The 26,281-nt window shown below is 50.9% G+C and carries 26 protein-coding genes; 7 read left to right on the forward strand and 19 right to left on the reverse strand.

The annotated features are described in order from the left end of the window. The first annotated feature begins 120 nt into the window (after nucleotides 1-120). Nucleotides 121-651 carry an endonuclease SmrB gene (gene smrB / locus BZJ18_RS04310; protein ID WP_069587210.1) on the forward strand — a complete coding sequence of 177 codons (531 nt, stop codon included), beginning with the start codon at nucleotides 121-123 and terminating at the stop codon, nucleotides 649-651. Nucleotides 652-664: 13 nt separating this feature from the next. Here smrB and sixA read toward each other — a convergent pair whose 3' ends face one another. Next, the gene (gene sixA, locus BZJ18_RS04315) at nucleotides 665-1,147 is read right to left on the reverse strand and encodes a phosphohistidine phosphatase SixA (protein WP_077455479.1); all 483 of its coding nucleotides are present in this window, start codon (nucleotides 1,145-1,147) and stop codon (nucleotides 665-667) included. A 144-nt stretch (nucleotides 1,148-1,291) separates the two neighbouring features. On the opposite strand from sixA, the gene BZJ18_RS04320 reads away from it, so the two are divergent. Next, nucleotides 1,292-4,069 carry an insulinase family protein gene (locus BZJ18_RS04320; RefSeq protein ID WP_077455480.1) on the forward strand — a complete coding sequence of 926 codons (2,778 nt, stop codon included), beginning with the start codon at nucleotides 1,292-1,294 and terminating at the stop codon, nucleotides 4,067-4,069. A gap of 93 nt (nucleotides 4,070-4,162) precedes the next feature. Here BZJ18_RS04320 and fadJ read toward each other — a convergent pair whose 3' ends face one another. Beyond that, on the reverse strand, nucleotides 4,163-6,292 hold the full coding sequence (gene fadJ, locus BZJ18_RS04325) for a fatty acid oxidation complex subunit alpha FadJ (RefSeq protein ID WP_108743115.1): 2,130 nt from the start codon (nucleotides 6,290-6,292) through the stop codon (nucleotides 4,163-4,165). Then, entirely contained in the window at nucleotides 6,292-7,602 is a 1,311-nt protein-coding gene (gene fadI, locus BZJ18_RS04330; RefSeq protein WP_077455482.1) for an acetyl-CoA C-acyltransferase FadI, read from the reverse strand. The genes fadJ and fadI overlap by 1 nt, the downstream gene beginning before the upstream one ends. A 485-nt stretch (nucleotides 7,603-8,087) precedes the next feature. On the opposite strand from fadI, the gene BZJ18_RS04335 reads away from it, so the two are divergent. The 3 genes from BZJ18_RS04335 to BZJ18_RS04345 all read left to right on the forward strand — a co-directional run bounded on the left by BZJ18_RS04335 (nucleotide 8,088) and on the right by BZJ18_RS04345 (nucleotide 10,889). After that, nucleotides 8,088-8,606 (forward strand): sigma-70 family RNA polymerase sigma factor, encoded by a 519-nt coding sequence (locus tag BZJ18_RS04335; RefSeq protein WP_069587200.1) that lies wholly within the window; start codon nucleotides 8,088-8,090, stop codon nucleotides 8,604-8,606. Further along, the gene (locus tag BZJ18_RS04340) at nucleotides 8,593-9,297 is read left to right on the forward strand and encodes a DUF3379 family protein (RefSeq protein ID WP_077455483.1); all 705 of its coding nucleotides are present in this window, start codon (nucleotides 8,593-8,595) and stop codon (nucleotides 9,295-9,297) included. The genes BZJ18_RS04335 and BZJ18_RS04340 overlap by 14 nt, the downstream gene beginning before the upstream one ends. 278 nt (nucleotides 9,298-9,575) lie before the next feature. Further along, nucleotides 9,576-10,889, forward strand: coding sequence for an outer membrane protein transport protein (locus BZJ18_RS04345; protein ID WP_077455484.1), 1,314 nt, complete (start codon nucleotides 9,576-9,578; stop codon nucleotides 10,887-10,889). 83 nt (nucleotides 10,890-10,972) lie between these two features. Here the strand turns inward: BZJ18_RS04345 and BZJ18_RS04350 are convergent, their stop codons facing one another. The 10 genes from BZJ18_RS04350 to ccmA form a co-directional block, all read right to left on the reverse strand. After that, nucleotides 10,973-11,731 carry an MlaA family lipoprotein gene (locus BZJ18_RS04350; protein ID WP_077455485.1) on the reverse strand — a complete coding sequence of 253 codons (759 nt, stop codon included), beginning with the start codon at nucleotides 11,729-11,731 and terminating at the stop codon, nucleotides 10,973-10,975. Nucleotides 11,732-11,802: 71 nt separating this feature from the next. Then, entirely contained in the window at nucleotides 11,803-13,014 is a 1,212-nt protein-coding gene (gene ccmI / locus BZJ18_RS04355; protein ID WP_077455486.1) for a c-type cytochrome biogenesis protein CcmI, read from the reverse strand. Continuing rightward, nucleotides 13,011-13,511, reverse strand: coding sequence for a cytochrome c-type biogenesis protein (locus BZJ18_RS04360; RefSeq protein WP_077455487.1), 501 nt, complete (start codon nucleotides 13,509-13,511; stop codon nucleotides 13,011-13,013). The genes ccmI and BZJ18_RS04360 overlap by 4 nt, the downstream gene beginning before the upstream one ends. Beyond that, nucleotides 13,508-14,059: a DsbE family thiol:disulfide interchange protein gene (locus BZJ18_RS04365; RefSeq protein ID WP_077455488.1), complete on the reverse strand. Its 552-nt coding sequence runs from the start codon at nucleotides 14,057-14,059 to the stop codon at nucleotides 13,508-13,510. The genes BZJ18_RS04360 and BZJ18_RS04365 overlap by 4 nt, the downstream gene beginning before the upstream one ends. Then, nucleotides 14,056-16,026, reverse strand: coding sequence for a heme lyase CcmF/NrfE family subunit (locus BZJ18_RS04370; RefSeq protein WP_077455489.1), 1,971 nt, complete (start codon nucleotides 16,024-16,026; stop codon nucleotides 14,056-14,058). The genes BZJ18_RS04365 and BZJ18_RS04370 overlap by 4 nt, the downstream gene beginning before the upstream one ends. Continuing rightward, nucleotides 16,023-16,508 (reverse strand): cytochrome c maturation protein CcmE, encoded by a 486-nt coding sequence (gene ccmE, locus BZJ18_RS04375; protein WP_069587187.1) that lies wholly within the window; start codon nucleotides 16,506-16,508, stop codon nucleotides 16,023-16,025. The genes BZJ18_RS04370 and ccmE overlap by 4 nt, the downstream gene beginning before the upstream one ends. After that, nucleotides 16,505-16,711 (reverse strand): heme exporter protein CcmD, encoded by a 207-nt coding sequence (ccmD, locus tag BZJ18_RS04380; RefSeq protein ID WP_077455490.1) that lies wholly within the window; start codon nucleotides 16,709-16,711, stop codon nucleotides 16,505-16,507. Before ccmD ends, ccmE begins: the two co-directional genes overlap by 4 nt. Further along, entirely contained in the window at nucleotides 16,711-17,448 is a 738-nt protein-coding gene (locus BZJ18_RS04385) for a heme ABC transporter permease (protein WP_077455491.1), read from the reverse strand. Before BZJ18_RS04385 ends, ccmD begins: the two co-directional genes overlap by 1 nt. Nucleotides 17,449-17,476: 28 nt before the next feature. After that, entirely contained in the window at nucleotides 17,477-18,145 is a 669-nt protein-coding gene (gene ccmB / locus BZJ18_RS04390; protein WP_077455492.1) for a heme exporter protein CcmB, read from the reverse strand. Further along, the gene (gene ccmA / locus BZJ18_RS04395) at nucleotides 18,142-18,762 is read right to left on the reverse strand and encodes a cytochrome c biogenesis heme-transporting ATPase CcmA (RefSeq protein WP_077455493.1); all 621 of its coding nucleotides are present in this window, start codon (nucleotides 18,760-18,762) and stop codon (nucleotides 18,142-18,144) included. Before ccmA ends, ccmB begins: the two co-directional genes overlap by 4 nt. A gap of 121 nt (nucleotides 18,763-18,883) precedes the next feature. Between ccmA and BZJ18_RS04400 the strand changes: the two genes are divergently transcribed. Beyond that, a complete protein-coding gene (locus tag BZJ18_RS04400; RefSeq protein WP_077455494.1) occupies nucleotides 18,884-19,684 on the forward strand; it encodes a flagellar hook-length control protein FliK in 801 nt (266 codons plus the stop codon). 2 nt (nucleotides 19,685-19,686) lie between these two features. Then, a complete protein-coding gene (locus BZJ18_RS04405) occupies nucleotides 19,687-19,983 on the forward strand; it encodes an EscU/YscU/HrcU family type III secretion system export apparatus switch protein (protein ID WP_077455495.1) in 297 nt (98 codons plus the stop codon). Here the strand turns inward: BZJ18_RS04405 and BZJ18_RS04410 are convergent, their stop codons facing one another. Genes BZJ18_RS04410 through BZJ18_RS04435 form a run of 6 tightly spaced genes read right to left on the reverse strand, consistent with a single transcriptional unit; the run spans nucleotide 19,984 to nucleotide 26,279 of the window. Continuing rightward, complete coding sequence (locus BZJ18_RS04410; protein ID WP_077455496.1) at nucleotides 19,984-20,418, reverse strand: DUF2802 domain-containing protein; 435 nt, start codon at nucleotides 20,416-20,418, stop codon at nucleotides 19,984-19,986. Beyond that, a complete protein-coding gene (locus BZJ18_RS04415) occupies nucleotides 20,418-20,906 on the reverse strand; it encodes a chemotaxis protein CheW (RefSeq protein WP_069587175.1) in 489 nt (162 codons plus the stop codon). The genes BZJ18_RS04410 and BZJ18_RS04415 overlap by 1 nt, the downstream gene beginning before the upstream one ends. Nucleotides 20,907-20,940: 34 nt before the next feature. Further along, nucleotides 20,941-22,137 carry a chemotaxis protein CheW gene (locus tag BZJ18_RS04420; protein ID WP_077455497.1) on the reverse strand — a complete coding sequence of 399 codons (1,197 nt, stop codon included), beginning with the start codon at nucleotides 22,135-22,137 and terminating at the stop codon, nucleotides 20,941-20,943. Beyond that, entirely contained in the window at nucleotides 22,124-22,906 is a 783-nt protein-coding gene (locus BZJ18_RS04425) for a ParA family protein (protein ID WP_069587171.1), read from the reverse strand. The genes BZJ18_RS04420 and BZJ18_RS04425 overlap by 14 nt, the downstream gene beginning before the upstream one ends. A 10-nt stretch (nucleotides 22,907-22,916) precedes the next feature. Next, complete coding sequence (locus tag BZJ18_RS04430; protein ID WP_077455498.1) at nucleotides 22,917-24,050, reverse strand: protein-glutamate methylesterase/protein-glutamine glutaminase; 1,134 nt, start codon at nucleotides 24,048-24,050, stop codon at nucleotides 22,917-22,919. A gap of 18 nt (nucleotides 24,051-24,068) precedes the next feature. After that, the gene (locus BZJ18_RS04435) at nucleotides 24,069-26,279 is read right to left on the reverse strand and encodes a chemotaxis protein CheA (RefSeq protein ID WP_077455499.1); all 2,211 of its coding nucleotides are present in this window, start codon (nucleotides 26,277-26,279) and stop codon (nucleotides 24,069-24,071) included. Between the last annotated feature and the right edge of the window lie 2 nt (nucleotides 26,280-26,281).

The following is a 26,281-nucleotide window of genomic DNA, read 5'->3' on the forward strand; positions in this document are numbered from 1 at the left end:
TTGGCCTCCATCGGCTTCATGCAATTTAGGGTCGCCCTTTGACGCGAGGTCAGTACAATAAGCAGCATTTTGAGCTGGCTGAATGTACAATTCAGATTATCACCTCGGGGACAGTTTTTTATGAGCAAAAAACCATCAATAACGGAAGAGGATTTTGCATTATTCCGTGATGCCGTCAAAGGCGCAAAAAAGTTGGAGCAGGATACCATAAACCCGCCACAACGCCAGACGAGCAAACCGCGCAAACAGCAGCGATTCGAGCAACAAAGCCGCGATCATGCCTTTTACTTTTCTGATGAGTTTGAGCCTTTACTCAGTGAATCCGGCCCTATGCAATACGCCCGCCAAGGCGTCTCAAAATATGAGGTGAAGCGCTTGCGTCGTGGCGTCTATGTGCCCGATATCTATTTAGATTTACATGGCATGACACAGATGGAAGCAAAACGTGAACTCGGCGCGATGCTGGCTGCCTGTGTCAAAGACGGCGTCCAGTGTGCCAGTGTCATGCACGGCATCGGCAAAGGGATCCTCAAAGAAAAAATCCCGCTGTGGCTCGCACAGCATCCGGATGTGTTGGCATTTCATCAGGCCCCACTAGAGTTCGGCGGTAATGGTGCACTCTTGGTGTTAATCGACGTTTCCGACCGCTAGCTCCCGAGCCGGTTTAGCCTTGTAGCTCGCGCGGTGACATCATTGCAATAAGCTCGGCCGTATCGTTTTGACCATCGATATCAAGTACTGCCATGGCTGACGTCGAGAACATTGGCGGCTGACCATTTTGCAACCACTCGTTGGTCAAATAGCCCACCAGCGGCAAATGAGATACCACGAGGACGACATTCGGTGCTTCTACGTCAAACATGGCTAGCAGATAGGTATAAACTTGGTCGCTCTGACCATAAGGCGTGATGTCTGGCTCAGTGGCAACCTCACGGGCAGGAAGGTGCGGCGCACAGACTTGCCATGTTTGCTGGGCACGTAAGTAAGGACTTACCAACACTTTATCGATCGTCTCGCCAGCCAAATGTTGACTGAGCCAAGCTGCCATTTGCTCACTTTGTCGCTCGCCATTCGCGGTCAAACCGCGTTCGCTATCGCTTGCAGCAAACGCTTGTGCTTCCCCATGACGCATTATGATCAGTTTCATAGCCAGAAATACTCACAACAGTTATCTGTGATTTAGCCGCATGCTACCAATGTATATCGCAAAAGACCAAAGAAGAGGTTTGCGACTCAGGTCACTGGTAGTCATAATTGAGGCATAACTTGTTTAAACGATATCGAGTTGCCTGTGCATGTTAGCCCAAATGACAATAAGCGCTACCGTTATTTCACCCTGCCCAACGCACTCCGCGTTTTGGCAGTCTCCGATCCTGCGGCACACCGCAGCGCGGCAGCCTTATCTGTTAATGTGGGCCATTTTCATGACCCAGCCGACCGAGAAGGCTTGGCACACTTTCTCGAGCATATGCTGTTTTTGGGCACGGATGCGTATCCGCTAGCAGGTGACTTTCAGCGCTTTATTAGCCAGCATGGTGGCCATAATAACGCGTGGACAGGGACTGAAAACACCACCTTCTTTTTCGATATTCGCCCCAGCCAATTCCGCGCGGCTCTCGACCGCTTCAGCGCGTTTTTTATTTCGCCTCGCTTTGATGCCGATGCTGTCGATAAAGAGCGTCAGTCCGTGGATGCTGAATATCGCATGAAGCTCAACGACGATGTGCGACGCATCTATCAAGTCCATAAAGAAACCATTAATCCTGCTCACCCTTTCGCAAAATTCTCAGTCGGAAGCTTGGAGACCTTAGCAGACAGAGCGGGTCAGTCGGTGCGAGACGATCTGATTGCGTTTTATCACGCCAATTACAGCGCTAACCTGATGACGTTAGCCGTCACGGGCCCACAGTCGCTTGATGAGCTAGAAGCGATGGCACAGCAGCATTTTAGTGCCATTATCAATCACGACTATTCGCCACTGCGCATCCATGAACCACTGATTAGTGCCGCACAGCGACGCCAGTGGGTCACCGTGGAGCCACTTAAAGAGGTACGCAAGTTAACCCTCGCGTTCTCACTGCCCGAAAGCGAATATCAATACCGCACGAAACCTCTATCTTACATCGCCCACCTTCTCGGCTACGAAGGTCCTGGTAGCTTAATGTCTCTGCTCAAAAGCAAAGGCTACATCAATACCCTCTCTGCAGGCGGTGGCATCAGTGGCAAAGATTTCCGTGAGTTTACCTTAAGCCTTGCACTCACCGAACTGGGCTTGAGCAAGCTCGACGACATTATCACCTATGTGTTTCAAGCCATTCAGCTTATCCGCCAATACGGTGTGGAAGCGTGGCGTTACCAAGAAAAACGCCAAGTCCAAGAGCTTGCGTTTTACTATCAAGAGCCGCTGCGCCCGATTGATACAGTGAGTCAGCTGGTGATGAATATGCAGCATTATGACCCGATTGAGGTGGTATACGGGGATTACATGATGGCCGGATTTGACCACGCCCAAATCCAAGCCATGCTGCAGCAAATGACGGTCGATAACCTCAGGGTAACCTTGGTTGCCAAAGGCTTTAAATACGACAAACTAGCCAAATGGTATGACACCCCCTACGCGGTGAAGCACTTTAGCGAAAAGCAGYGTGAGAAATGGCGCACCACCTATATTTCTCCTGCGCTGACGTTACCCGATCCGAATCCCTACATTGCCGATGCGCTGCGTCCCTTGCCGCTTGAAGATGATGCGAGCGATACGCCGATATTGATAGAAGAGCTGCCAGGGTTCCGGCTCTGGCATGGTCAAGAGCCTCACTTTCGGGTGCCCAAAGGGCATGTCTACATTGCCATTGACAGTCCGCATGCCGTCGCTAGCGTCAAAAACATTGTCATGACGCGCTTGAGCGTCGAAATGCTACTTGAAGCGCTAAACGAACATGCCTACCAAGCAGAAATTGCAGGCATTAATTACAACTTATATGCCCATCAAGGTGGCGTTACACTAAACATCAGTGGCTTTAATGATAAACAGCCGCTGCTGTTGGCCTTGATCCTCGACACCTTTTCACGGCGCAACTTTAAGCCCGAACGCTTTGAAGTGATCAAAAGCCAACTTAAGCGTAATTGGGAGAACGGGGCCAAAAATAAGCCATTAAGTCAGCTATATAACAGCATGACGGGGATATTGCAGCCCAATAACCCACCCTATCAAGCCTTACTCGACGCGCTCGACACCGTCACGCTCGCCGATTTACCCGAGTTCGTTGAGGCCATGTTCGCCACGCTGCATGTGGATATGTTTGTCTACGGCAACTGGCACCGTCACCAAGCGAAGGCCTTGGCCGAAACCGTTAAAGATGCGCTGCGGGTAGACGACCAAACCTATCAAGAATCGGTCCGGCCGCTGACCCTATTAGACGACTGCGGCACCGTGAGCTATGAGCTAGCACTCGATCATGCGGAGTCGGCGTTGTTGGTGTACTACCAAAGTCCAGACACTTCCTCCGAAGCGGTCGCCACCTACACGCTTGCCAATCATCTGATGTCAGCCACCTTTTTTAACGAGTTGCGCACGCGCCAACAATTGGGATATATGGTAGGCGCTGGCAATTTACCGTTAAATCGCCACCCAGGGCTGATCTTTTATGTCCAATCGCCAATGGCAGGCCCTAACCAACTGATGGCCGCCGTGGATGACTTCCTCAATGCGCTATTTATGATCTTGCTGGAAATGAGCGAAGCGCGCTGGCAAAGCAGTAAGCAAAGCCTGTTAGCGCAAATTCGCGAGCCAGATAATAACCTGCGCGCTCGCGCGCAGCGCTATTGGATCAGTATCGGCAATAAAGACTATCACTACGAACGCCGTGAACAGGTGGCCGAGGCCATGGAGTCGCTAACCCGAGCCGACATGGTGCGTTTTGTGGTTAATCGTCTCAAACCGCGAACCGCGGATAGGCTTGTCATGCATAGCTGCGGCAGCGAGCACCGTGAACATGCCGCATTAGACGGTGCGCACCCTATTCGCGATATTGACGCATTTCGCGCCATTTGTGGCCGTAGCGAAGAATAAGCGCGTCACTGCGAAACCACAGTGGTCCTTTGTCAGGCCACTATAAAAAGGGCAGCGTAACGCTGCCCTTTCGATTCAGGTGACACGCCGAGCTCAGGGATAAAACTGTTGCCCTTCTTTTGCCATCATCACCAAACGCTCGCACGGTGCAAAACGGTCCCCATAACGGTCTTGATGAGATTGCAGCAAGCTCACAATGCGCTCTATTCCCACTTGGTCCATATAGCGGAAAGGGCCACCTAGGAAAGGAGGGAACCCAATGCCGAAAATCGCACCGATATCACCATCACGGGCAGAGCGGATCACCCCTTCATCCAAACAACGCGCCGCTTCATTGAGCATCATCAGCGCACATCGCTGTGCGATGTCATGGCCAGAGAGCGTTGGATTCAGCTTGATATTGAGCAGGCTGTACACTTTTTTATCGGCCTGTTTGCCCTTGCTGCCTTTTTTGCCCGTATCGTATAAGTAAAATCCTTTGCCTGTTTTACGCCCTTTTCGGTCGTCGTTCAGCAACACATCAAACACATCTGGCGCTTCAAAACGCTCACCCAGCTCTTGAGTCAAAATGGGCGCAATCTTAGCCCCAATATCGATTCCGACTTCATCCAATAGGGTGATCGGACCAACTGGGAAACCGAAGTCGAGTAAAGCATTGTCGATATGCTCAATGCTTTCGCCAGCCAATAACACTCGCGCCGCTTCGTTCATATAGGGCGCTAGAATACGATTGACATAAAAGCCCGCACTGTCACCAACCACGATAGGCGTTTTACCTTGTTGACGAGCCAGTTTTACCACAGTCGAAATGGTCTTCTCACTGGTACCTGTATGCGGGATGACTTCCACCAGCGGCATTTTTTCCACCGGGCTAAAGTAATGCAAGCCCACAATGTTCTCCGGGCGCTGGCTGCCTTGAGCTATTTGGTGAATAGGCAATGACGAGGTATTGGTGGCAAAAATTGCCTCGTTTCCTGTGATTGACTCCATTTCCTCGACCATACGATGCTTGAGTGATAAATCTTCAAACACCGCTTCAATCACCACATCTGCATTCGACAAGGTGGTCGCTTGCGTATCGCCAGACAGTTGCATCATGGTCGCTTGCAGTTCCGCTTTACTGATCTGCTTACGCTTGCGCTTTTTGTTGAGCAAATTGTAGCTGTAGCGAAGCGCGTTTAAGATGCCGTCTTCACTGACATCCTTCACTCGGACAGGATAGCCGGCTTTTGCGACTGACACATGGGCAATCCCGGCGCCCATCAAGCCGCCACCTAAGACGCCAATCCGTTTAATCTCGCCCGGCTCAGCATCTGCACCGTTTTCTTTTTTCATTGCCGTGGTCGCAAAGAAAATGCTACGCAACGCTTTGGACTCGCTGGTCATCACCAATTCACCAAAACGGCGCGCTTCCTCTTCAAGACCTGCTTGGATGCCTTTATCTAACCCCTTTTTCACCACCGCAAGAATCGCATCCGCAGCAGGATAGTTCCCCCGTGTTTTCGCGCGAGTTTTCTTTCCTGCTTGGTCAAAGACAAAGTTACGACCCACCGCATTACCGCTGAGCATCCAGCTTTGCCAGCTACGCGGGCGCTTGGGCTTTGATTTTTGCGCCAAGGCTTCTGCCACATCCAGCAATACGGTATGCGGAACACAGTCATCAATCACGCCGAGCTTTTTCGCTTTTTTTGCTCGCAGTTGTTTGCCGGTTAGAATCATATCTAGCGCATTTGGCACACCAATCAGACGTGGCAGTCGCTGCGTACCGCCCGAGCCGGGTAATAACCCCAGTTGCACTTCTGGCAGCCCGAGTCGGGTTTTGTCCCAATCGGTCGCGACACGGCTATGACACGCCAACGCGAGCTCCAATCCGCCCCCCAAACATGGGCCATGGATTGCAGCTACAACATGGAAGGGCAGCTTCTCAATACGTGCAAACAGCGTTTGTCCTTGTGCGGCAATCTCTGCGGCTTGTTCAGCTGTTTCACACGCATCGAGCATGCGCACATCCGCACCGGCAATAAAGTTATCAGGCTTGCCAGAATGGATCACAAGCCCCTTGATATTAGTGTTGTTTTCCAGTTGATCCAGTACCTCGGAGACCCCTTCGACAAAGCTTGCCTGTAGGGTATTCATGCTTTCTCCGGGAACATCCACTTTTAGCCAAGCGACTTGGTTGTCAGCGATATGTAACGTAAAGGCTTGATGGTTTTCGACTGTCATTATTCCGCCTCCAAAATCATTGCTGCGCCAAGGCCACCTGCGGCACATGCGGTGTTAAGGGCCAGTCCGCCGCCACGACGTTTCAGTTCACGCAGTGTTTGGGTGATCATACGGGCACCGGTTGCCGCAAATGGGTGGCCGTATGCAATCGAGCCCCCCAAGACGTTAAATTTATCCATATCAATTTCGCCAATCGCGCGGTCACGATTAAGGTGCTCACGTGCAAACGTCTCGGATGCAAACATTTTTACATTCGAGAGGGTTTGTGCCGCAAAGGCCTCGTGCATATCGATCAAGGTTAAATCGGACAGTGAAATACCGGCACGATCGAGCGCAAGCGGCGTCGCGTAAGACGGTCCCATCAGCATGTCTTTTTGCACCCCAATGGCAGAGAATGCATACGAGCGGATATAGCCCAATACCTCGAGTCCCAGTGCTTTGGCGCGACTTTCTGGCATCATCAATACCGCAGCGGCACCATCAGTGAGCGGCGTACTGTTTGCCGCGGTGACCGAGCCATGCTTGCGGTCAAAAGCCGGACGCAGTTTCGCGTAATCCTCAAGAGTGGATTGCGGGCGTAAGTTGTTATCTTGTGCAATCCACGCTTTGTAAGGCTCAGGATACGCCGTCATCACCTCATCACTGAGCAAGCCTTCGTCCCACGCTTTGCTCGCCAGTTGGTGCGAGCGTAGCGCTAAGGCATCTTGTTCTTGGCGGCTAATTTGATGTGACTTTGCCATTTGCTCTGCGGTTTGCCCCATGCTTAGGCCGGTTGAATATTCCGCTACCGCAGGTGGGACAGGTGCCAGATCTTTCACCGAAAGCTTACTGAGCAGCTTCAAACGCTTGCTCATGGTTTTGGCTTTACTCAAGTCCAAAAGAGTGCGTGCTAACTTCTTGCTCACACCAATGGGCAGTACGGACGACGAGTCCGCGCCCCCAGCAATACCCACTTCGATGTTGCCCGCGATCATGCTCTCAGCAACATTTACCACCGCTTGAAAACTGGTCGCACAAGCACGTGTGACACTATAGGCGTCAGTATGGATGTCCATACCTGTCCCCAATACAATTTCACGGGCAATGTTTGGGGCTTCCGGCATTAGTACCACTTGACCAAACACGACTTGATCGATGTCTTTCGGCGAAATCGCACTGCGATTGAGCATTTCTTGAACCACCATTTTTCCGAGGTCAACCGCGGGGACATCTGTGTAGGCGGTTGACTGGCGGGCAAATGGCGTGCGCAGCCCAGACACAATGGCGATACGATCGCCCTTGCTGGTTTTAAGGTGTTGCTGAGACGTCATCACTGCTCCTTAGGATGTTCTACAGGTCTGACCACGAGTGTAACTAAAATGTTACCAGCTTAAAACATCCGTTTTAATTGATTGGTAAGATTGCCAACAGGCGCACAATTCAGCGCCTAGGCTGATCACAGTGATTTATTTTCAGAGGATTGAAAAGAAAATACGCAATAAAAAAAGGGGCTACACGCTAGCGTGAGCCCCAAAAAAGATTGGAAAGCAAAACGATAATCTGGGAAGTGTGCAGTGCTTTTCCCCGCACCCAGATCCGAACAGAAAGTCATATCATTCAAAAAGGAAACGCCGTTCACTCAACCTCACGAGTGTCGACACATGGCCGATAACGACAGGGTTCACTTTACCGACTTGTGAGTACGCTATATTGAAACAGATCAAAGTTACGCCGCTTTTCGTGAAAAGATGAAATTTAATGACACTTTTCACGGTCAGTATGAAATTAATCGTCACCTTATAAGGTCGAGTCAGGTATGAACCGACAAGCCCGTTATGAGGCACTGGTGCGCGCTTGGCACCGTGACCTCTATCGTTATGCTTTCTGGCTAGCGAAAGACCCGCATATCGCGGAAGACTTAGTGCAAGAAACCTGTTTGCGCGCATGGCGAGCACTGGACAGTTTGCACGATGATAAAGCCGCAAAAGCCTGGCTTATTACTATTTTACGCCGAGAAAATGCGCGACGTTTCGAACGCAAACAGTTCGATACCGTCGAGGTCGAAGAGGGAGAGTTGGTCGATAATACTCGCCCAAGTGAAGAAGCCTCGATGGAGCAGCGCTGGTTACACCGTCAAATCGCAGCCCTCGCCCCTGAGTACCGAGAGCCGCTAGTGCTGCAAGTGATCGCGGGGTTTAGTGGCGATGAAATCGCTCAGATCCTTGATTTAAATAAAAACACGGTGATGACACGTTTATTCAGAGCAAGAGCGCAACTCAAAGAAGCACTCGATACCAACGCCAACCCGGGAGGCAAACACTATGGACGATCTTGAATTCCGTCGCCGTCTTCTGGCTGATCCGCATACCACAGATCCAGATATCCAAGCACATAAGTCAGCGTCAGCAAGCCATCAACAGTATGCCGACGATATTGCCGATCTCGACAGTAAAATCGACCAAGCCTTGCGGGTCGATGTGCCTGAGGATTTGGCGGATAAAATCGTATTTGCACAAACATCCCATGTCGCTGCTCAGACGAAGCGACCTCGCTGGCATCTGGCGATCGCCGCATCGATTGCGTTTGTATTTGGGATAGCTTTGGGGCAATTTAACTGGGGATTGGGTAGCGTGGATATCAACCGTGTTGCCTTGGCACACTACTATCATGAACATGCCTTTATCGAGGGTGTTAATGAAAATGCCAGCATTCAACAGGTTAACGCTAAGTTACGTCCTTTCGGCAAAGCCTTCACCCAGCTCCCCGGCCAAGTCACCTATATCAACCATTGCAGTTTTGGTGACCAACATGCGCTGCATATGGTGATGGAAACTGATGGGCAGGCCTATACGGTTTTTGTGGTTCCCATGTCCAGTCAATCTCCTGCCCAGCAGCGTGATGGTAATATGATGTCGGTAAGCCTGCCGGCTCATGATGCGAGCGTCATTGTCGTCGGTGAAGCGAACGAGACATTGTCACCGCTTGCCCAGCAACTGCAAAGCCATTTGCACCCTCAAGCGATATAACAAAATACGCGGCGATCATACTCGCCGCTTTTCTCTCACGCTCCACTCGTTGATAGCGGTCGGCCCGTCCCTTTTTAGCGAACACGCGTGTACACAGATGTACGCTGAAATACTGATCATCGCTAACTAACCAACCACTAAAATTAGTAATAAGAACTAGTTTAAAAATTAAAAATAGATTTTTATTCTGTTTTACTTGCCATATACGACAGGAAAATTGATTTAACCTCAAGAGAGTTTAGGCTAAGCGTCCCCTTTTATAGCGAACAAGTAAGCCGATGAAAAATAATAAGATCGTTTATCTCGCCGTCGCTGCGGCATTGGGCTCTCTTTCAACCTCCGCGTACAGTGCAGGTTTTCAATTAGCCGAAACCTCCGCAACGGGCCTAGGCCGCGCATTTGCTGGTGAAGCCGCAATGGCCGATAACGCCAGCGCCCAGTTTCGTAACCCAGCCTTGTTGAGCTATCTAGCAGACACCCAAGTTTCTGCCGGCGGCATTTACGTCAACCCAAATGTCGATATTGATGGCGAAAACTCTCAGCACGGTCAAACCTCAACCAATGATGTTGCCCATGATGCCGTGATCCCTAATTTCTATTTTGCCCATCAAATCGACGATCGCTTTACCGCCGGCCTAGCTCTCGCCACCAACTTTGGCATGGAAACCGATTTGGGCAATGACTTTACCGGTACCCAGTTTGGTAATGAAGCGGCCGTCACTACGTTTGAAATCAATCCAAACCTTGCGTGGAAAGCCACCGAGCAATTGCGCGTCGGCGCCGGCCTTCGCTATGTGTTGGGTGAAGGCAGTATTGGAGCGCAAGCGAACACAACGGGCTCTATCAAACCTATTCCGGCAGGATCAACTTTAAAATATATGGAAGGGGATGACCGTGCCTGGGGTTGGCAACTCGGTGTTGCCTATGACATTAACGACAATAACCGCATCGGTTTTAACTATCGTTCTGAAGTCGAGCTAACACTTGAAGGTCACGCGGAAGGAAAAAGCTTTGATAAAGTTGCAGGAGTGATTCTGAAGCAACCAACAAAGTCGACCTATAGCGGTAGCATGGATCTCACCCTCCCCGCTACTGCGGAGTTCTCTTCGCTGCATCAAATAACTGAACAGTGGGCAGTACACACCAGCCTTAATTGGACCGAGTGGAGCAGCTTTGACAAGTTAGAAGCCGATATCCCATACCTCAATGGCGCTCAAGAGGTGAAAGTGGAAAACTGGGAGGATAACTATCGCTTTGCCATCGGCACCACTTATCAGTGGGATCAAAAACTGACGCTACGTTCAGGCATTGCCTACGATACCTCAGCAGTGAGCGACAAAAACCGTACCCTGACCATCCCAGAAACTGACCGTACCTGGTTAAGCGTGGGTGCCGGCTATGACGTGACGTCTAAGCTCACCCTGGATGCGGCGTTTACCTATATCTTTGCCAAAGACGCGCCAGTCAAAGAAGCTCGTGATGGAATCAACTCCGAATCGGAACAAAATGCGGAAGCCAATTTTGGTGCATTTGAAGGTGAAACCACAGGTAACGTGTGGCTGCTGGGTGTGCAAGCTAGCTACCGTTTTTAATATTTTGATTTGACGAAATACAAACACCACGGTTTTGGCCGTGGTGTTTTTTATCCCTTTTCGCGCAAGCGGCTTATGAAGATTTACGGCGCGGCGTCAATGTCATCGATAAAATCATCCAAGAACTCATCGTTGAGCGCAGGTTGTTCTTTCAGCGCCTCATCGCCTTTCGCGCGATACAAACGGTTTTGCAAATAGGCTTCTCGCGCGAAAGCGTAAGGGTCTGGCGAGTTATCCAACTGCGATTCCTGTGAGACGAGTGCAGCACGTGACTCCATCCCCTCGAACATCCACTTCAGTACCGATTGCGGCAAAGTCAGCAAGGCAAGTGGCGGATACAAACCGTCGACAAACTCCCCTGCGCCTTCTCGCACAGACGTTGGCCCATACCCTGGTAGCATCAAATAGGCGCCGTGGCCAACATCATAATGCCCCATCGCGTCACCAAATTCGCGCTGATCGTATTTCTGAATATCCGCATCCGAGGCAATATCAATAATGCCACCGAGCCCAAACAAGGTATTGATCCAGAAACGGTTGAAGTGAGTGACAGCTTTCTCCCCTTCCAACATCAATAAGCTGTTTAAAAAGCTCGCAGGCTCTTCAAGGTTGCCTAAAAAGTTCGAAATACCGGTCCGCATTGGACTGGGAACATAATCGACGTAGGCGATAGAAACAGGCCGTGCAACGTAAGGGTCTAAGTAATCATAGTTGACAGTCCACATCGCACGGTTAAACCCTTCTAACGGGTCTTCAGGATGGGACTCAGCACCTTCGGGCCGCGAAGCACACCCAGATAGCAAACCGAGCACGACCGCTATCAAACAAAGACGTTTCCACATCAAATTCATTTCCCTAATAGTAAGGCTGGGCAAGCCCAGCCTTTTACGCAAAGAAGTCTATTTTGTCGTGATTATTGCTGTTTGTCGATTGTCACGCTTGCTGCTTGACCGATTTTAACCGGCTGACTGCTTCCTACCCAATCACCGTTTTTAGTAGCAACATTGCCATCCGCGTCAATGCGCGCCTTGATCACTAACGTCTCTGGAGAAGATAGCGCACGATTGGGATTTAAGCTGTCGGTATCAGACAAGCGAACGGTTACCGGAAACTTAGAAAGCGGTAAGCGCTTTGCCGCCAACGGCATAGCCGCTTGCGCCGACTCATGGGCAGACACGATAAGTACCCCATTGTCAGGGAGGGTGACATCCTCGCCAAGGCTCACCTTCACCTCTACCGCCGCTCCTTGCGCGGCGTTAAGAGCCAACTGAGCGCGCGCGATCGATTGATCCAGTGTTTCGTTACGTGGGTCATCAGGACCAATCAAGGTTTTCATCGCTTTCCACGTCGCAATCGCATCATTAAATCGGCTTTGCTCAAACGCTTGATAGGCCAGTAACGACATGGCTTGCAAGTTAAACGGGTCGTCACTCACTACCGATCTTAGTAACGTTTCTGCACGGCCACTGTCGACTTCCGATCCGGCAAACAATAAGGCTTGCGCCAACCCTATCTGAATTTCGGGACGAGAGGGTGATAACGCGTAGGCTTTTTCCATCGCGCCTTTGGCCGTCTCCCTGTCGCGATTAGCAAGGCCAATACGACCTAATAGCAACCAACCGGTGCTGTCATCTGGCTCATACTGCAAACGGGTACGAAGCGCTAAGGTCAGATCTTGCATCTCCTGCTGTGACATGGGCTGATCATTATTTAAAAGCTTCTTAGACAGCGCTGGTAAGTTTTCCGCAGTGGCCTGCCAATCAGCCACTTGGTTAGCACTGCCTTTGACGCCATATAAGCCAAAACTCACCACCGCCAACACAATCAATCCAGGAATCCACTGCATGGGTGATAAACGCAAATGGCGCGCTTGTCGTGCTTTTTCCTTTTCCGGAATATCGTCCAGTAACGATTGCTGTAAATCTTGGGTGAGATCTTGCTCGTTCTCAATCAAGCCTTCCGCACTTTCCGCCTTAATTTCGTTCACACGATCAAAATAAAAGGCTTTGTTCAGAGCATCTCGGCTTGCTTGATGATCATGGTCTTTTTTTTGCCATAACGGCCACAGAAACATCACTGCACCAAGAATAAACAGCACCAAGGTGGCACTCCAAAACTCCATCATTTGGGCTCCTTGTTATGATTATTATCTGCCTGTTCTGAATCGTCTGACGACGCTAACAAATCCTGCAAGCGTTGCTGTTCACCCTCACTCAGCGTGGCCTGTTCAGCCTGTTTATGGCGACGGCTGCGCACAATCACCACACCGATACCCGACGCCAATACCAGTGCTGGCGCCAACCATAAGATCAAAGTAGATGCCGTCAGAGGTGGGTTGTACCTCACGAAGTTACCGTAGCGTGCCACCATAAAGCTTAAGATCTCTTCATCACTGCGCCCTTGCTGAAGCATTTGATGTACCTTTTGACGCAGATCTTGCGCTAACTCTGCATTAGAGTCAGCGATGCTGTTGTTTTGACACTTAGGACAACGCAACTCATGGGTCAGGGCTCTGAAACGCGCTTCTTGCTCTGGCGAATCAAATTCATAGACATCAATAGCATTGGCCAATGCAAATGCCGCACTCATCCATAGCACGCACAGTAAGGCGAATCGTTTCATTGCACCTCCTCCTTGAGTGACTGATACATCGGACCTAAGGTCTGCGCCCAATTGGAGGCATTCACGTCACCCACATGACGATATTGGATGATGCCATTGGCATCAATGAGGAAGGTTTCAGGCGCACCGTACACGCCCAGATCAAGCCCTAACATCCCATCGCCGTCATACAAGCTGATCTGATAGGGATTGCCTAGGTTATCTAGCCATTTTACTGCCTTCGCACGATCATCTTTGTAATTAAGGCCGATGATCTTCACGCCTTGCGACGCCAATTTGTTCAAGAATTGGTGCTCAGCGTAACAAGTCGGGCACCAGGTTGCCCAAACATTCAGCAATAAAGGCTCGCCGTTAAAAATGGCCTGATCGTAGGCTTTGTCTGGCGTTTTCAGATCTTCAAGACGAAACTCAGGCACAGGCTGTCCGACCAACACCGACTCCAGTTTGGTGGGATCGTCCCCTTGGGCATTCTTTTCCAATTGCGAAACAAAAAAGAACGCCAAGGCGGCAAAGATCACCAGCGGTAAAAACAGCAACCCTTTTCTCATGCCCGCGCCTCCTTCACGTGAGTCGATTTGGTCTGGCGACGGAAGCGATAGCGTTTATCACTGATCGCCAAAGCGCCACCCACCGCCATGACAATGGCGCCAAACCAAATCCAACGCACAAAGGGCTTGTAGTAAAGACGCATCGCCCAAGAGCCATCAGGAAGTTCTTCCCCCATGGCAATGTAAAGATCGCGCGTTAAGCCGCGATCGATGGTAGCTTCGGTCATCATTGAACGCTGAACACGATAAAAACGCTTCTCCGCTTCAAGGTGATTAATAAAACGCTCGCCGCGATAGACATCGAACGACGCCACAAAGCCATCGTAGTTAGGGCCGTCTTTGTGAGACAAATCGGTGAAGTTAAAGGTATAACCTTCTAACGTGACACTGCTCCCCGACGCCATCTTCACATCACGTTCGATATCGTAATTTTCGACCATTGCGACCCCAATGATGGTGATGGCAAGACCAATATGGCCGAGGACCATCGCCCAGTGACTGCGGCCGAGCTTACGGATCCCAACCATAAAGGCATGTCGGTGGGTCGCACGAATATAAAGCTCATAGCCGTGAAGAAGGGTGATCCACGCGGCCATAGTGATGCCCATTGCCGCCATCGCTTTGAAGCTGTCTGCGAGGAGGGCAATGGTCGCCACCCCAAATACAACCGAAGTAAGACCGCTTATCCACATCGGTTTAGCGAGGGTACTCAGCTTGTCTCGCTTCCAGCGGATCAGAGGCCCGATGCCAAGGAAGAAGGCAAAAGGCAACATCAACCATGCGAATAGAAAATTGAAGAAGGGCTCACCAATCGAGACCGACCCTAATCCGAGTTGCTTGTGTACCAAGGGTAACAAGGTACCAATCAAGACAACCACTAACCCAGTCATCAACAGGGTGTTATTGACGAGTAGCGCATTTTCACGTGAGATGAGTGACACTTTCGTTCGTACCCGCACTTCCGATGCCCGTAAGGCATAAAGCAGCAGAGACCCGCCAATAACGACAACCAAAAAGCCTAAAATGAATAGCCCGCGCGCAGGGTCTGACGCGAACGAGTGAACAGATACAAGCACGCCAGAGCGCACCAAGAAGGTGCCCAGTAAGCTCAATGAGAACGCTGCGATGGCGAGTAAAACGGTCCATGCTTTAAAGGTGCCGCGCTTTTCCGTCACTGCTAGGGAATGCATTAATGCCGTTCCCGCAAGCCAAGGCATAAACGACGCGTTCTCTACCGGATCCCAAAACCACCAGCCGCCCCAGCCAAGTTCGTAGTACGCCCACCAAGAGCCCAACGCAATCCCCAGGGTTAAGAACAACCAGGCCGCCGTTGTCCAAGGGCGCGACCAGCGCGCCCAGGCCGTATCTAACCGGCCAGCAATTAAAGACCCAATCGCAAAGGCAAATGCCACCGAAAAGCCTACATAGCCCATGTAGAGGATTGGGGGATGAACAATTAAACCGGGATCTTGCAGAAGCGGATTCAAATCGCGACCATCAACAGGAAAGTAAGGCAAGGTGCGATCGAAAGGGTTAGAGGTCAAAATAATAAACAGCAAAAAACCGACCGAGATCATCCCCATCACTGCGAGTACACGCGCAATGGAAGACAGTGGCATCCCGCGACTAAACACCGCTACCGCGACGGTCCACAAGGCTTGAATTAACACCCAAAGTAACAAAGAGCCTTCATGGGCGCCCCAAACAGCGGTCAGCCGATAGTACCAGGGTAATGCACTGTTGGAGTTGCTTGCCACATAGGCAACGGTGAAATCATTGGTATAAAACGCCCAACTTAATGCGATGAATGAAAAGAGCAACATGGCGAACATGGCGACCGATAAAGGCCGTGCCATTTTCATCATACCTTCATGGCCTTGGCTGGCCCCATAAAGGGGATAAAAACTCAATAACAGCGCTAATCCCAAGGCGAGGATCAGCGCAAAATGCCCCAGCTCAACAATCATAATTGACTACCTTGCTTTTGTTGGTCAGTGTATTCGAGCGGTTGATGGCTTTTTTGCATCGCTTCAGCAATCTCTGGTGGCATGTATTCTTCATCATGCTTCGCCAGCACTTCACTGGCTTTCACCGTACGCGAATCAACCAGCACACCTTGCGCGACAATCCCCTGCCCTTCGCGGAACAAATCCGGCAAGATACCCTCGTACGTAACGGTAACAGCAGGGCCAACATCAGCGACATCAAATTGAATTTGCAGCGACTCTTGATCGCGTTTAACCGACCCTTCTACGACCATGCCGCCAATGCGAAGTCGTTGTCCAACCTGAGGTTTACTGCCATCCGGCTTACCTTGAACAATTTCGGTTGGCGTATAGAACAAGTCCATATTTTGGTTCAGTGCATAAAGCACTAGCCCCATTGTGGTTGATACACCCACCAATAAGGCAAGCGTGATCCAAAGCCTTTTTTTACGACGAGGGGTCATAAGGTGTTCTCCAGTGCTTGGGCATCTTTAATGCGTTTTTCTCGCGCAATTTGTTTTTTGACGGCTTCAAGCCGTTTCTTATGGGTACGATGGTAACCAATAACCAGTGCAACTAATGCCAATGCGGTGATGCCAAACGCACTCCACACGTAACCGGCATAACCTCCCATCGCCAAAAAAGCACTCATGCTATCAAAATGCATTATTTGTCCTCCACCAAGGCCCGCACCCAAGGGCGGTGCGACTCACGCAACACGATCTGATTACGCAGCCCCATTAAGGTCAACGTGGCAAAAAAGCTAGCAAACCCAACCAAGCAAACCAGTAATGGCCAGAGCATGTCTGGATCAATTGACGGACGGGCAAATTTGGTAATCGTGGCGCCCTGATGCAAGGTGTTCCACCACTCGACAGAGAAATGAATGATCGGCAGGTTAATCACCCCCACCATCGCCAATATTCCCGCCGCTTGGGCTGCCATACGCGCATCATCGAACGCGTTATACAGCGCCATGACACCGATGTAGAGGAAAAGCAGGATCAATTCTGAGGTGAGCCTCGCATCCCATACCCACCAAGCTCCCCACATGGGCTTGCCCCAAATAGCGCCAGTGATCAAGGCGATAAAGGTAAAGACGGCACCAACAGGAGCAATCGCGCCCACCGCCCAGTCTGCCATTTTGAGTTGCCAGACTCGCCCAATAAAGGCTGCAATGGCCATCGACAGATAGGCGCCCATTGACCAAATGGCCGCGGGCACGTGAATATAAATGATGCGAAAACTATCGCCTTGTTGGTAATCAGCAGGCGCGAACGCCAAGCCCCAAATACAACCAATGACTAAGCTCAGCCCGGCGAGCACCGCAAACCATGGGATGAGTTTCCCACATAAACGATAACTATTTTCCGATTTTGCGTAAGGGTGAAGCCACTTCCACATGACAATTGCTCTACTTCCTGATTAATTATTAATTCACGCTCACACGCAATGCTGCGGCGATAGCAAAGGGTGCTAGGGTCACGGATCCCGCGAGCAAAGCACCGAGAATAGCCAACTGCCCACTAATGTTGGCGCCAAAACTTGCCATATCGATGGCAGATGTCGCGAAAATCAGTACTGGAATGTACAAAGGTAGGATCAATAGGCTCAACAGCACGCCGCCTTTACGTAATCCAACCGTTAACGCTACACCTATCGCCCCAACAAAACTCAGGGTTGGGGTCCCTAACAACAGAGTCATCACGACAGCTTGGTAACTGTTCCAGTCCAAAGATAGCAATAACGCCAATAGCGGACTGACTACCAACAGCGGTAGCCCCGTCAGTAACCAGTGTGCGATGACCTTTGCCATCACCACCAGAGGCAACGGCACCGGCATCAGCATCATTTGCTCAAGCGAGCCATCCAGATAGTCATCACGAAAAAGACGCTCTAGAGATAGCAAGGCTGACAGCAGCGCTGCAACCCAAATTACCCCTGGCGCAATCTCCTGTAACAAATTTGCACCTGGCCCCACGCCAAGAGGGAAAAGGGTGATCACTATGATAAAGAACCACAGCGGATTTAAGCTATCCGATGGTTGTCGGAAGGCCACTTTCAATTCTCGGCGGATAATCAGCCACATCGTATTGATCATAGGGCCCCCAGACGGATACGTTGCAGTAACGGGTGGCCGACAAACATATCTTGGTGAGTGGTGAAAAGCACCATCCCGCCTTGCTCGACATGACGCTCAAATACCGACTCGAGAACCTGCACTCCTTGCTTATCGATCGCGGTTAGCGGCTCATCAAGCACCCACAGTTTACGGTGGCTGCTCAACCAAAGACGCGCGAGCGCAATACGGCGATTTTGTCCCGCAGACAACTGTGCGGCAGGAATATCTTCTCGTCCCGCTAAACCGACTTTGGCCAGCGCTTGCCAAATAGCCGCTTGATCGTCTCGGCCATGCATTTTCATGTAGTACGAGAGGTTTTCGAACGCGGTGAGTTCGCGCTTAACCCCTGTGGTGTGCCCCAAGAACAGTAAGTGACGATAAAATTCATCTCTTTGCTGGGTAATCGCCTGTTGCTGCCAACAGACTTCTCCACTATCTGCGAGTCCCAGCCCCGCGATAATCCGCAACAAGGTGGTTTTACCCGCCCCATTTGGGCCTTCAATTTGTACAAGGTCGCCGGGAGAAAGAGAGAATGTCAGCGCATCAAACAACACTCGGTCATCACGAACACAGCAAAGCTGTTTCACTTCCAACATGACAAATGTTGCATCCTGCTTTGTGTTACAAAATTGGACGCATAGTACCACATTGGTCAAAATGACTGTTAGTTACCACAGGGTTGCAAAGTGTGACTCGCGTAAATAATTGTGAGAAACCATGAAGATCGGAACAACGTCCCCTCAACAATTGGTGTTTAAACCACCAATATCGGCACCGGCACTTGCCCAAAAACTTGACGCGTCTTTGCTTGCCAATGCCCAATTTACCCTGTTAACGCCGGACAGCTCGACACCGCTATCTGACACACTGGCACAACTTCATCTCTTCCCTGCGGTATTGAATGCGATAAAGAATCAGCCCCCTGCCACTCAAGCCATGATGCAGTCGTTACTGGCGCTGTGGACACTCCCCGGTAGCAAAAGCCACCAGCCTCTCGATCCTGAGACACTGATGCAATGGCTGACGCATCGCCCTGCCGACAAACCATTAACAACCCTATTGCGTCAATGGCTAAATCGTAACGAAGACGCGGATCCCTTTATCGGCGTATTACGTCTGATGGCCGAACAGCGCGTCTCAGAGTCTGCACGGAGTGGCGAGTGGCAATGGGTGTTCCCATTTGCCGAACCAGAGAAGCCTCCGGTACGGGTACATGTTAAACGGCATCAGTCAGAAAAAAAGGCGAAGCCAGAGAAGCAACAGTGGCAGATACGTTTATATCTACCTGTGGGCAAGCAGTATGTCCGCGCAGACGTAAACCTTGAGGGAAAAGGAGGAAGCTTACTGCTAACGGCGCCGACGGACGCGCTAAAACGACGAATACAAGCAACATTGCCTTGGCTAGAAGAGCGCTTGGCTTCGCAACACATCCCGCTCGACATCGCCATCAACCCTCACCATGACAGCCAGCCGCCCGAGCAAGATACACGTCGTGCAGGCTTATCGATAAAGGTGTGATCATGAAAAAAACAAAACGAGCCATTGCGCTAGGGTATGACGGCTATCAAGCGCCCAGCGTCAAAGCAAAGGCAGTCAATGAATTGGCAGATGCCCTCATTGAGGCACTGTCCGACCAAGGCTGTTTGATCCACAAAGATGAGAATTTGCTTAAATGGCTAGAACGCCTAGAGGTTGGCGAAGCGATTCCACCCAATTTATACCGCGTGGTTGCAGAATTGATTGCTTATGCCTGGGTATTAGAAGGAAAAACCCCACCCGGATGGCAGGGACCTAAGCCCATCAACACTAAAGTCTAACTATCGTTGTTGATTGGCGGCTTGGCGTTTGCGTAGACTAAGTAGCAACTCAGCCTCGGCTTTGGGCAAATCACACTCATGCATCAGCTCATCGAGATCGGCACCGAGATCAACCATTTTGCTAGCACGACTGTAAAGGCGACTGCCTGGATCTTGCATTTCAAGTTCCACCTGCTTTTCCAGTAACTCGTCAACATTTGTAGCAATGTCTGCCAGTTTTTGTCCCATGCCCATACTGCCCGCACGCAGCTCATTGAACTGTTTGGCAAGGCTGTCGTGGCGCTGACGCGCACTTTTCAACACCGTTTCCATGGCCTGCAACTTGTTTTCAAGTCGCTCTCTGGCGCGTCTCTCAATCCGCAAACGCGACAAAGCGACGATGGCAAAAACCACCGTCACTGCGACAGGTAACCAAGTCAATAACAGCGCAACCATTACAGCATTGCCATTTCATTCCATTCTTCGTCGGTCAACAGTTTGTTGAGATCAACGAGGATTAGCAAGTCGCCATTGCGGTTGCTTACGCCTTGGATAAATTTGGCGCTTTCTTCTGTACCGACACTTGGTGTGGTGTCAATTTCTGAGGTTTTTAGGTACACCACCTCAGCCACACTGTCGACCATGATACCGATCACTTGTGTTTCCGCTTCAATCACGATTACACGGGTATTGTCGGTGACTTCGCCTGGCATCAAACCAAATCGAGAGCGAGTGTCGATGACGGTTACCACGTTACCACGCAGGTTGATAATCCCTAACACATAGTCGGGTGCGCCGGGAACTGGAGCGATTTCGGTGTAGCGCAACACTTCTCGCACCTGCATGACGTTGATGCCGTAGGTCTCTTCTTCGAGCTGAAAAGTGACCCACTGCAATACCTCGTCATTGACGCCTTCTTTTTGAACTTCAGCTACCTGAGACATTGATTTTCCTCTTTACGCGCTGTGCAATTTATCATTACGCCATCGCTTTGGCGTCAATCCCCTGATTTAACATAGCAATAAATGCTTGAACATGGATCAGGGCACACATTTTTTCTTTGACCATACCCGCCAACCAAGGCCGCTTTCCGGCTTGCTTGCGCCAGCGAATTGCTTTACCACTTAATGCCTGAGTGCCCAATAAGCGATTACAGGCCAGTCCCCACTTACTATCACCCAGTAATACTATGTAATTATAGTCATCTCTGTGGCTATTATCTGCCAGTTTTTCTGGCATCACCCAACGGGCGGTATCGACCACATCAAGCTGTTGGTGTTTTTCTGTCTGCAAACCCAGATACCAGTCAGGACGACCAATCAAGTGATTGCAATCTCCCAATTGGTGGATCCCGCCTAACTCCGCGAGCGGCACCGCATAGGTCACGCCCATACTCTCAAAAAATAACACCTGAAACTCAGAGGCGGTTTCCACATTTTCCCATTGGGTTGGCGGCAGGTCCTCTCCAGCTTGGGTCTCTGGCTCCACTGCTGACTCGACATCGACTGTTTGCTCGGCTTCCACCTCGGTTTCAAGATCTACCTCGGTTTCAAGATCCACTTCAGTGTCAAGCTCGGCATCAGTGGCAATATCCGCCTCCAGATCGGTCTGGGGCTCAACCATCATTTCAGCATCAAGATCGATTGCCTGTGCCTGCTCGGTTTCAACCGCAACCTCTTCGGTCACCTCGGTGTCCACGATAGGCTCATCCAGCAACGTCTCGGTTGCCACCTCTGTGTCGCTCTCAATGTCTGTCTCAGTGGTAACCTCAAGGTCAGGCTCAACCACTGTATCCACATCAGGGGTGTCTGTTTCAGTCGCCGTTTCTACTTGAGGCTCAACCTCCGCTTCGGCTTGCGCCAGTTCGGCTTCTTCATCCACTTTCAGTTGCGCCAGCAAGCGCTCAACCTCAGCGAGATCGCGTTCTGGTTCAGCAAATGCCACCGGCTCAACGTCGGTCTCATCAGGGGCAAGCTTAGGCTGAGGCTCAAGCTGATAATCTGGGTCAAGTGGCGTCGCCGTTTTCTGCCAACTTGGTTCACTGTCTGACTGACGCACGCTATCTTCAGAAACGGCATCTTGCTGAGGTGCACGGGTCTCGTCTAAGTCATCCAGTAAGGCTTCAAAATAGTCATCGAGCGCCTGACCACTGGATAGGGCATTATGCTTGTTCATCCTGCTCCAGTCGCTCCAAATACGTTAACAGTGTCTTGTAGGCAAAAACGCCACGGCAATTTTTTGCATAAAACGACGCGGGCATATGTTTTAGGCTCGCATCGCGGAATTTGGTATCGATGGGCACCGCCGATGCCCAAACCTGATCGCTATAACGCACTTTAAGCTCTTGCAATGTTTCTAACGATGCGCGAGTTCGCTTGTCATACATGGTCGGTATGATCGTTAGGTTAAAATTAGAGGTTCGCGACTTCTGCATGATCTGCAGGGTGCGCATCATACGCTCTAACCCTTTCATTGCCAAAAATTCTGTTTGTACTGGGATCAACACACGGTGACTCGCTGCCAATGCATTCACCATCATTACCCCCAGTATAGGCGGGCAATCAATGAGGACATAATCGTACTCATCAGCCAGTGAATCGAGCGCCTTTTTAAGCACTAACCCCATCCCACCGCGATTGCCCATCACTCGGTCTAGTGTCGCAAGGGACATATGCGCGGGAATCAAGTCCATGTTGTCGAACTGGGTGCGCACAATCAGTGGCTTCACCGTTTCTTTATTCACGGTTTGCAGCTGAAAAAGATCGAATAAGCTCGCAGGCAACTGCTCAGAGTCAAAATTTAGATAGGTCGACAAGGAGGCGTGCGGGTCCGTGTCCACCAGCAGAACGCGCTTTTTTCGTTCGCTAATTAAACCGGCCAGTGTCACTGTGGTGGTTGTCTTACCGACACCGCCTTTTTGGTTGGCGATACTCCAGACTATCAAGCCCCACTCCTTATTTTAAATTCAGCTCAACCAGAATACGCTCTGCGATACGATCGAGCGGTAAATCCTCCGATGAAATACCCGCTTTAGCCACCGCTTGAGGCATACCGTAAACGACACAGCTTTCTTCGTCTTGTGCCCAAATGGTAGAGCCTGCGCTCTTCAGCATTCGTGCGCCTTCTCGGCCATCTGCCCCCATGCCTGTCAACACCATCGAAAGGACCTTGTCACCATAGACTTTGGCCGCCGAGCCAAAGGTCACATCGACACAAGGCTTATAGTTCATGCGCTCACCGCCATCTAAAATTTTCAAGCGCGCTGCGCCCGGTCGGCCATCTATCATCATCTGCATGCCACCCGGCGCCAAATAAGCATGGCCCGGCTTTAATGCATCACCGTCTTTGGCTTCGGTAACTGTAATCTGACTCAACCCATTCAAACGCTGTGCAAACGCTGCCGTAAATGTTGCTGGCATGTGTTGGATAAGCACAATCGGTAATGGAAAGTTGGCGGGAAGCTTGGTCAGCACTTTTTGCAGTGCGACTGGTCCACCAGTCGATGTGCCGATCGCCACGAGTTGATAACGCTTACCGCTTGAGGTAAATCGCGCAGGCGCCTTTGACTTTGCCGCAGGGGCTGGGCTTGGCGCCGCAGGACGGACGGGCGCACGTGCGCCGCCCGCAGGTGAGGCCGTTTGTCCTGTTGTCGCACTCGGTGCTGGTTTACTAGGACGACGCAAGAAAGAGCGCTTGCGCGCAATTTCGAGGACACGCTGTTGAAGTAAACTGGTCGCTTCATCACGATTGCGCGCAATATCCTCAAATTTCTTGGGTAAGAAATCCAAAGCTCCCGCTTCGAGCGCATCAAGGGTTGCTTTTGCGCCTTCATGAGTCAGAGATGAAAACATCAAGATTGGCGTCGGCGTTTGGTCCATGATTTGACGTACCGCTGAGATGCCATCTAGAACAGGCATCTCAATATCCATGGTCACGACGTCAGGTTTGAGCTGAGCAACCTTCTCTACCGCTTCTTTACCATTCACCGCGGTATCAATCACTTCCAGCCTAGGGTCGCCGTTAATAATCTCGCTGACGCGGCGGCGGAAGAAACTTGAATCATCCACCACCAGAACTTTCACTGCCATGCGCTTCCTTTTCTCAAATTAACCCGCGTAATGTTTTAGCAGGTTGGGCACATCGAGGATAAGAGCAATGTGTCCATCACTTGTGATGGTTGCCCCTGCCATACCGGGAGTCCCTTGTAGAAGTTCATCTAGCGGCTTGATGACCACTTCTTCTTGGCCGAACAAGGTGTCCACCACAAACGCAATGCGTTGATGAGCAATTTGCACAATCACCACATGGCCCTTGGTTTTATCGATATCAGACTGACCTTTACACAACCAATCTTGTAAGAAGAAGATAGGGATGGCTTTATCTCGAACAATCAAGGTAAGCTGCCCATCGACCGTATTGGTACGTGACATATCTAAACTGATAATTTCACTGACGTTCGACAGTGGGAACGCAAACGGATTATCACCGACGCCCACCATTAATGTCGGGAGAATAGCCAACGTTAGCGGAACCTTGATTTCAATAATGGTACCGCGTCCCAATTCAGAATCGATGTTAATCGAACCGTTGAGTTTGGTGATTCCCGTTTTCACCACGTCCATGCCAACACCACGTCCGGAGATATCTGAAATCTCGGTTTTGGTCGAGAAACCGGGCGCGAAAATCAGGTTATACGCTTCACTGTTAGTCAGTCGTGCCGCAGCATCCGCATCTAAAACGCCACGATCGACCGCGATGCCTTTCAGTTTCTCCGCATCCATACCGCCACCATCGTCTTCGATAGTCAGCAGAATATGGTCACCTTCTTGCGACGCTTTCAAGGTGATGGTACCCACCCGTGGCTTACCCGCCTTTTCACGCGCATCTGGCATTTCAATGCCGTGGTCAACCGAGTTACGCACCAAGTGAACCATGGGATCGGCCAATGCCTCGACCAAGTTTTTATCCAAGTCGGTCTCTTCGCCTTTCATCTCAAGGACGATTTCTTTCTTCAAGCTACGTGCTAAATCACGTACCACGCGTGGAAAGCGGCCAAAAACTTTTTTGATTGGCTGCATTCGCGTTTTCATGACCGCGCCTTGAAGATCGGCGGTGACCACATCGAGGTTAGTGACCGCTTTGGACATGCTCTCGTTGTTACTACTTTGCCCTAAACTCACCAAGCGGTTACGCACCAGAACCAATTCGCCCACCATGTTCATGATGGCATCAAGTGTTGAGGTATTAACGCGAACTGTCTGCTCCTGCTGTGGCGCAGCTGGCGGCTTTTTCTCAGGTGCTTTTTCTGGCGCAGCCGGGGCTTTATTGCCGGCTCCCGCCTTAGCAGGCGCACTGGGTTTAGCAGGTTCCGCTTTTTTGGGTTCTGGCTTGGGCTCAGGTTTAGGTTCGGCTTTAGGCGCTTCTGCTTTTGCCGCTGCTGGCGGCGTATCGCCCACTGCGGGCCCTTTTCCTTTCCCATGTAAATCATCGAGCAGTTTTTCGAATTCATCATCATCGATGAATTCATCACCACCGCCACTCGCAGGCGCTTTTTCAGGAGCGGACTGCTCCGGTGTGTCGTTGCTATTTGCCGCGGGGCCTTTACCCGCACCGTGTAAATCGTCTAGCAGTTTCTCGAATTCGTCATCGGTGATATCACCGCTGTCGGCCTCAGTATCTGCAACCACATCGGGCTTATCTTGACTATCRCCACCGCCTGCTGTTGGCGCTTTCCCTTCGCCATGCAGTTGATCGAGTAAGCGATCAAATTCATCTTGAGTGATCTCATCCACTGAATCACCACTGATCGCGTCATCACCCGATGCTGAAGCTTCCGGTTCTGGGGTAGGCTCAGGTTCTGGCTCAGGCGTTGGTTCTGGCTCTGGCTCCGGCTCCGGCTCTGGCTCAACCGCTTGCTCGTCTGCACTGGCAGGTTTCGCATAGCGGTGCAGCGCCTCTAGCAACTCAGGCGAGGCCGCTGTCGGCTCTTCACTACTTTGAACCGCTGAGAATTGATCATTGATGGTATCCAACGCTTGCAAAATGGTGTCCATCACATCTGAGGTCAACTCTCGACCATGGTTACGCAGCGTATCAAAGACATTTTCCGCACCGTGACATGTGTCAACCAGCGCATTAAGGCCCAAAAAGCCAGCCCCGCCTTTTACGGTGTGGAAGCCACGGAAGATGGCATTCAGCAAGTCTGAATCATCAGGGGCACGCTCCAAGTCGACCAGCTGTTCAGACAGCTGCTCAAGGATTTCTCCCGCTTCAATCAAAAAGTCCTGAAGGATTTCTTCATCCATTTCAAAGCTCATAG

The sequence above is a fragment of the Salinivibrio sp. IB872 genome, assembly GCF_001995345.1.
Taxonomy (GTDB): domain Bacteria; phylum Pseudomonadota; class Gammaproteobacteria; order Enterobacterales; family Vibrionaceae; genus Salinivibrio; species Salinivibrio proteolyticus.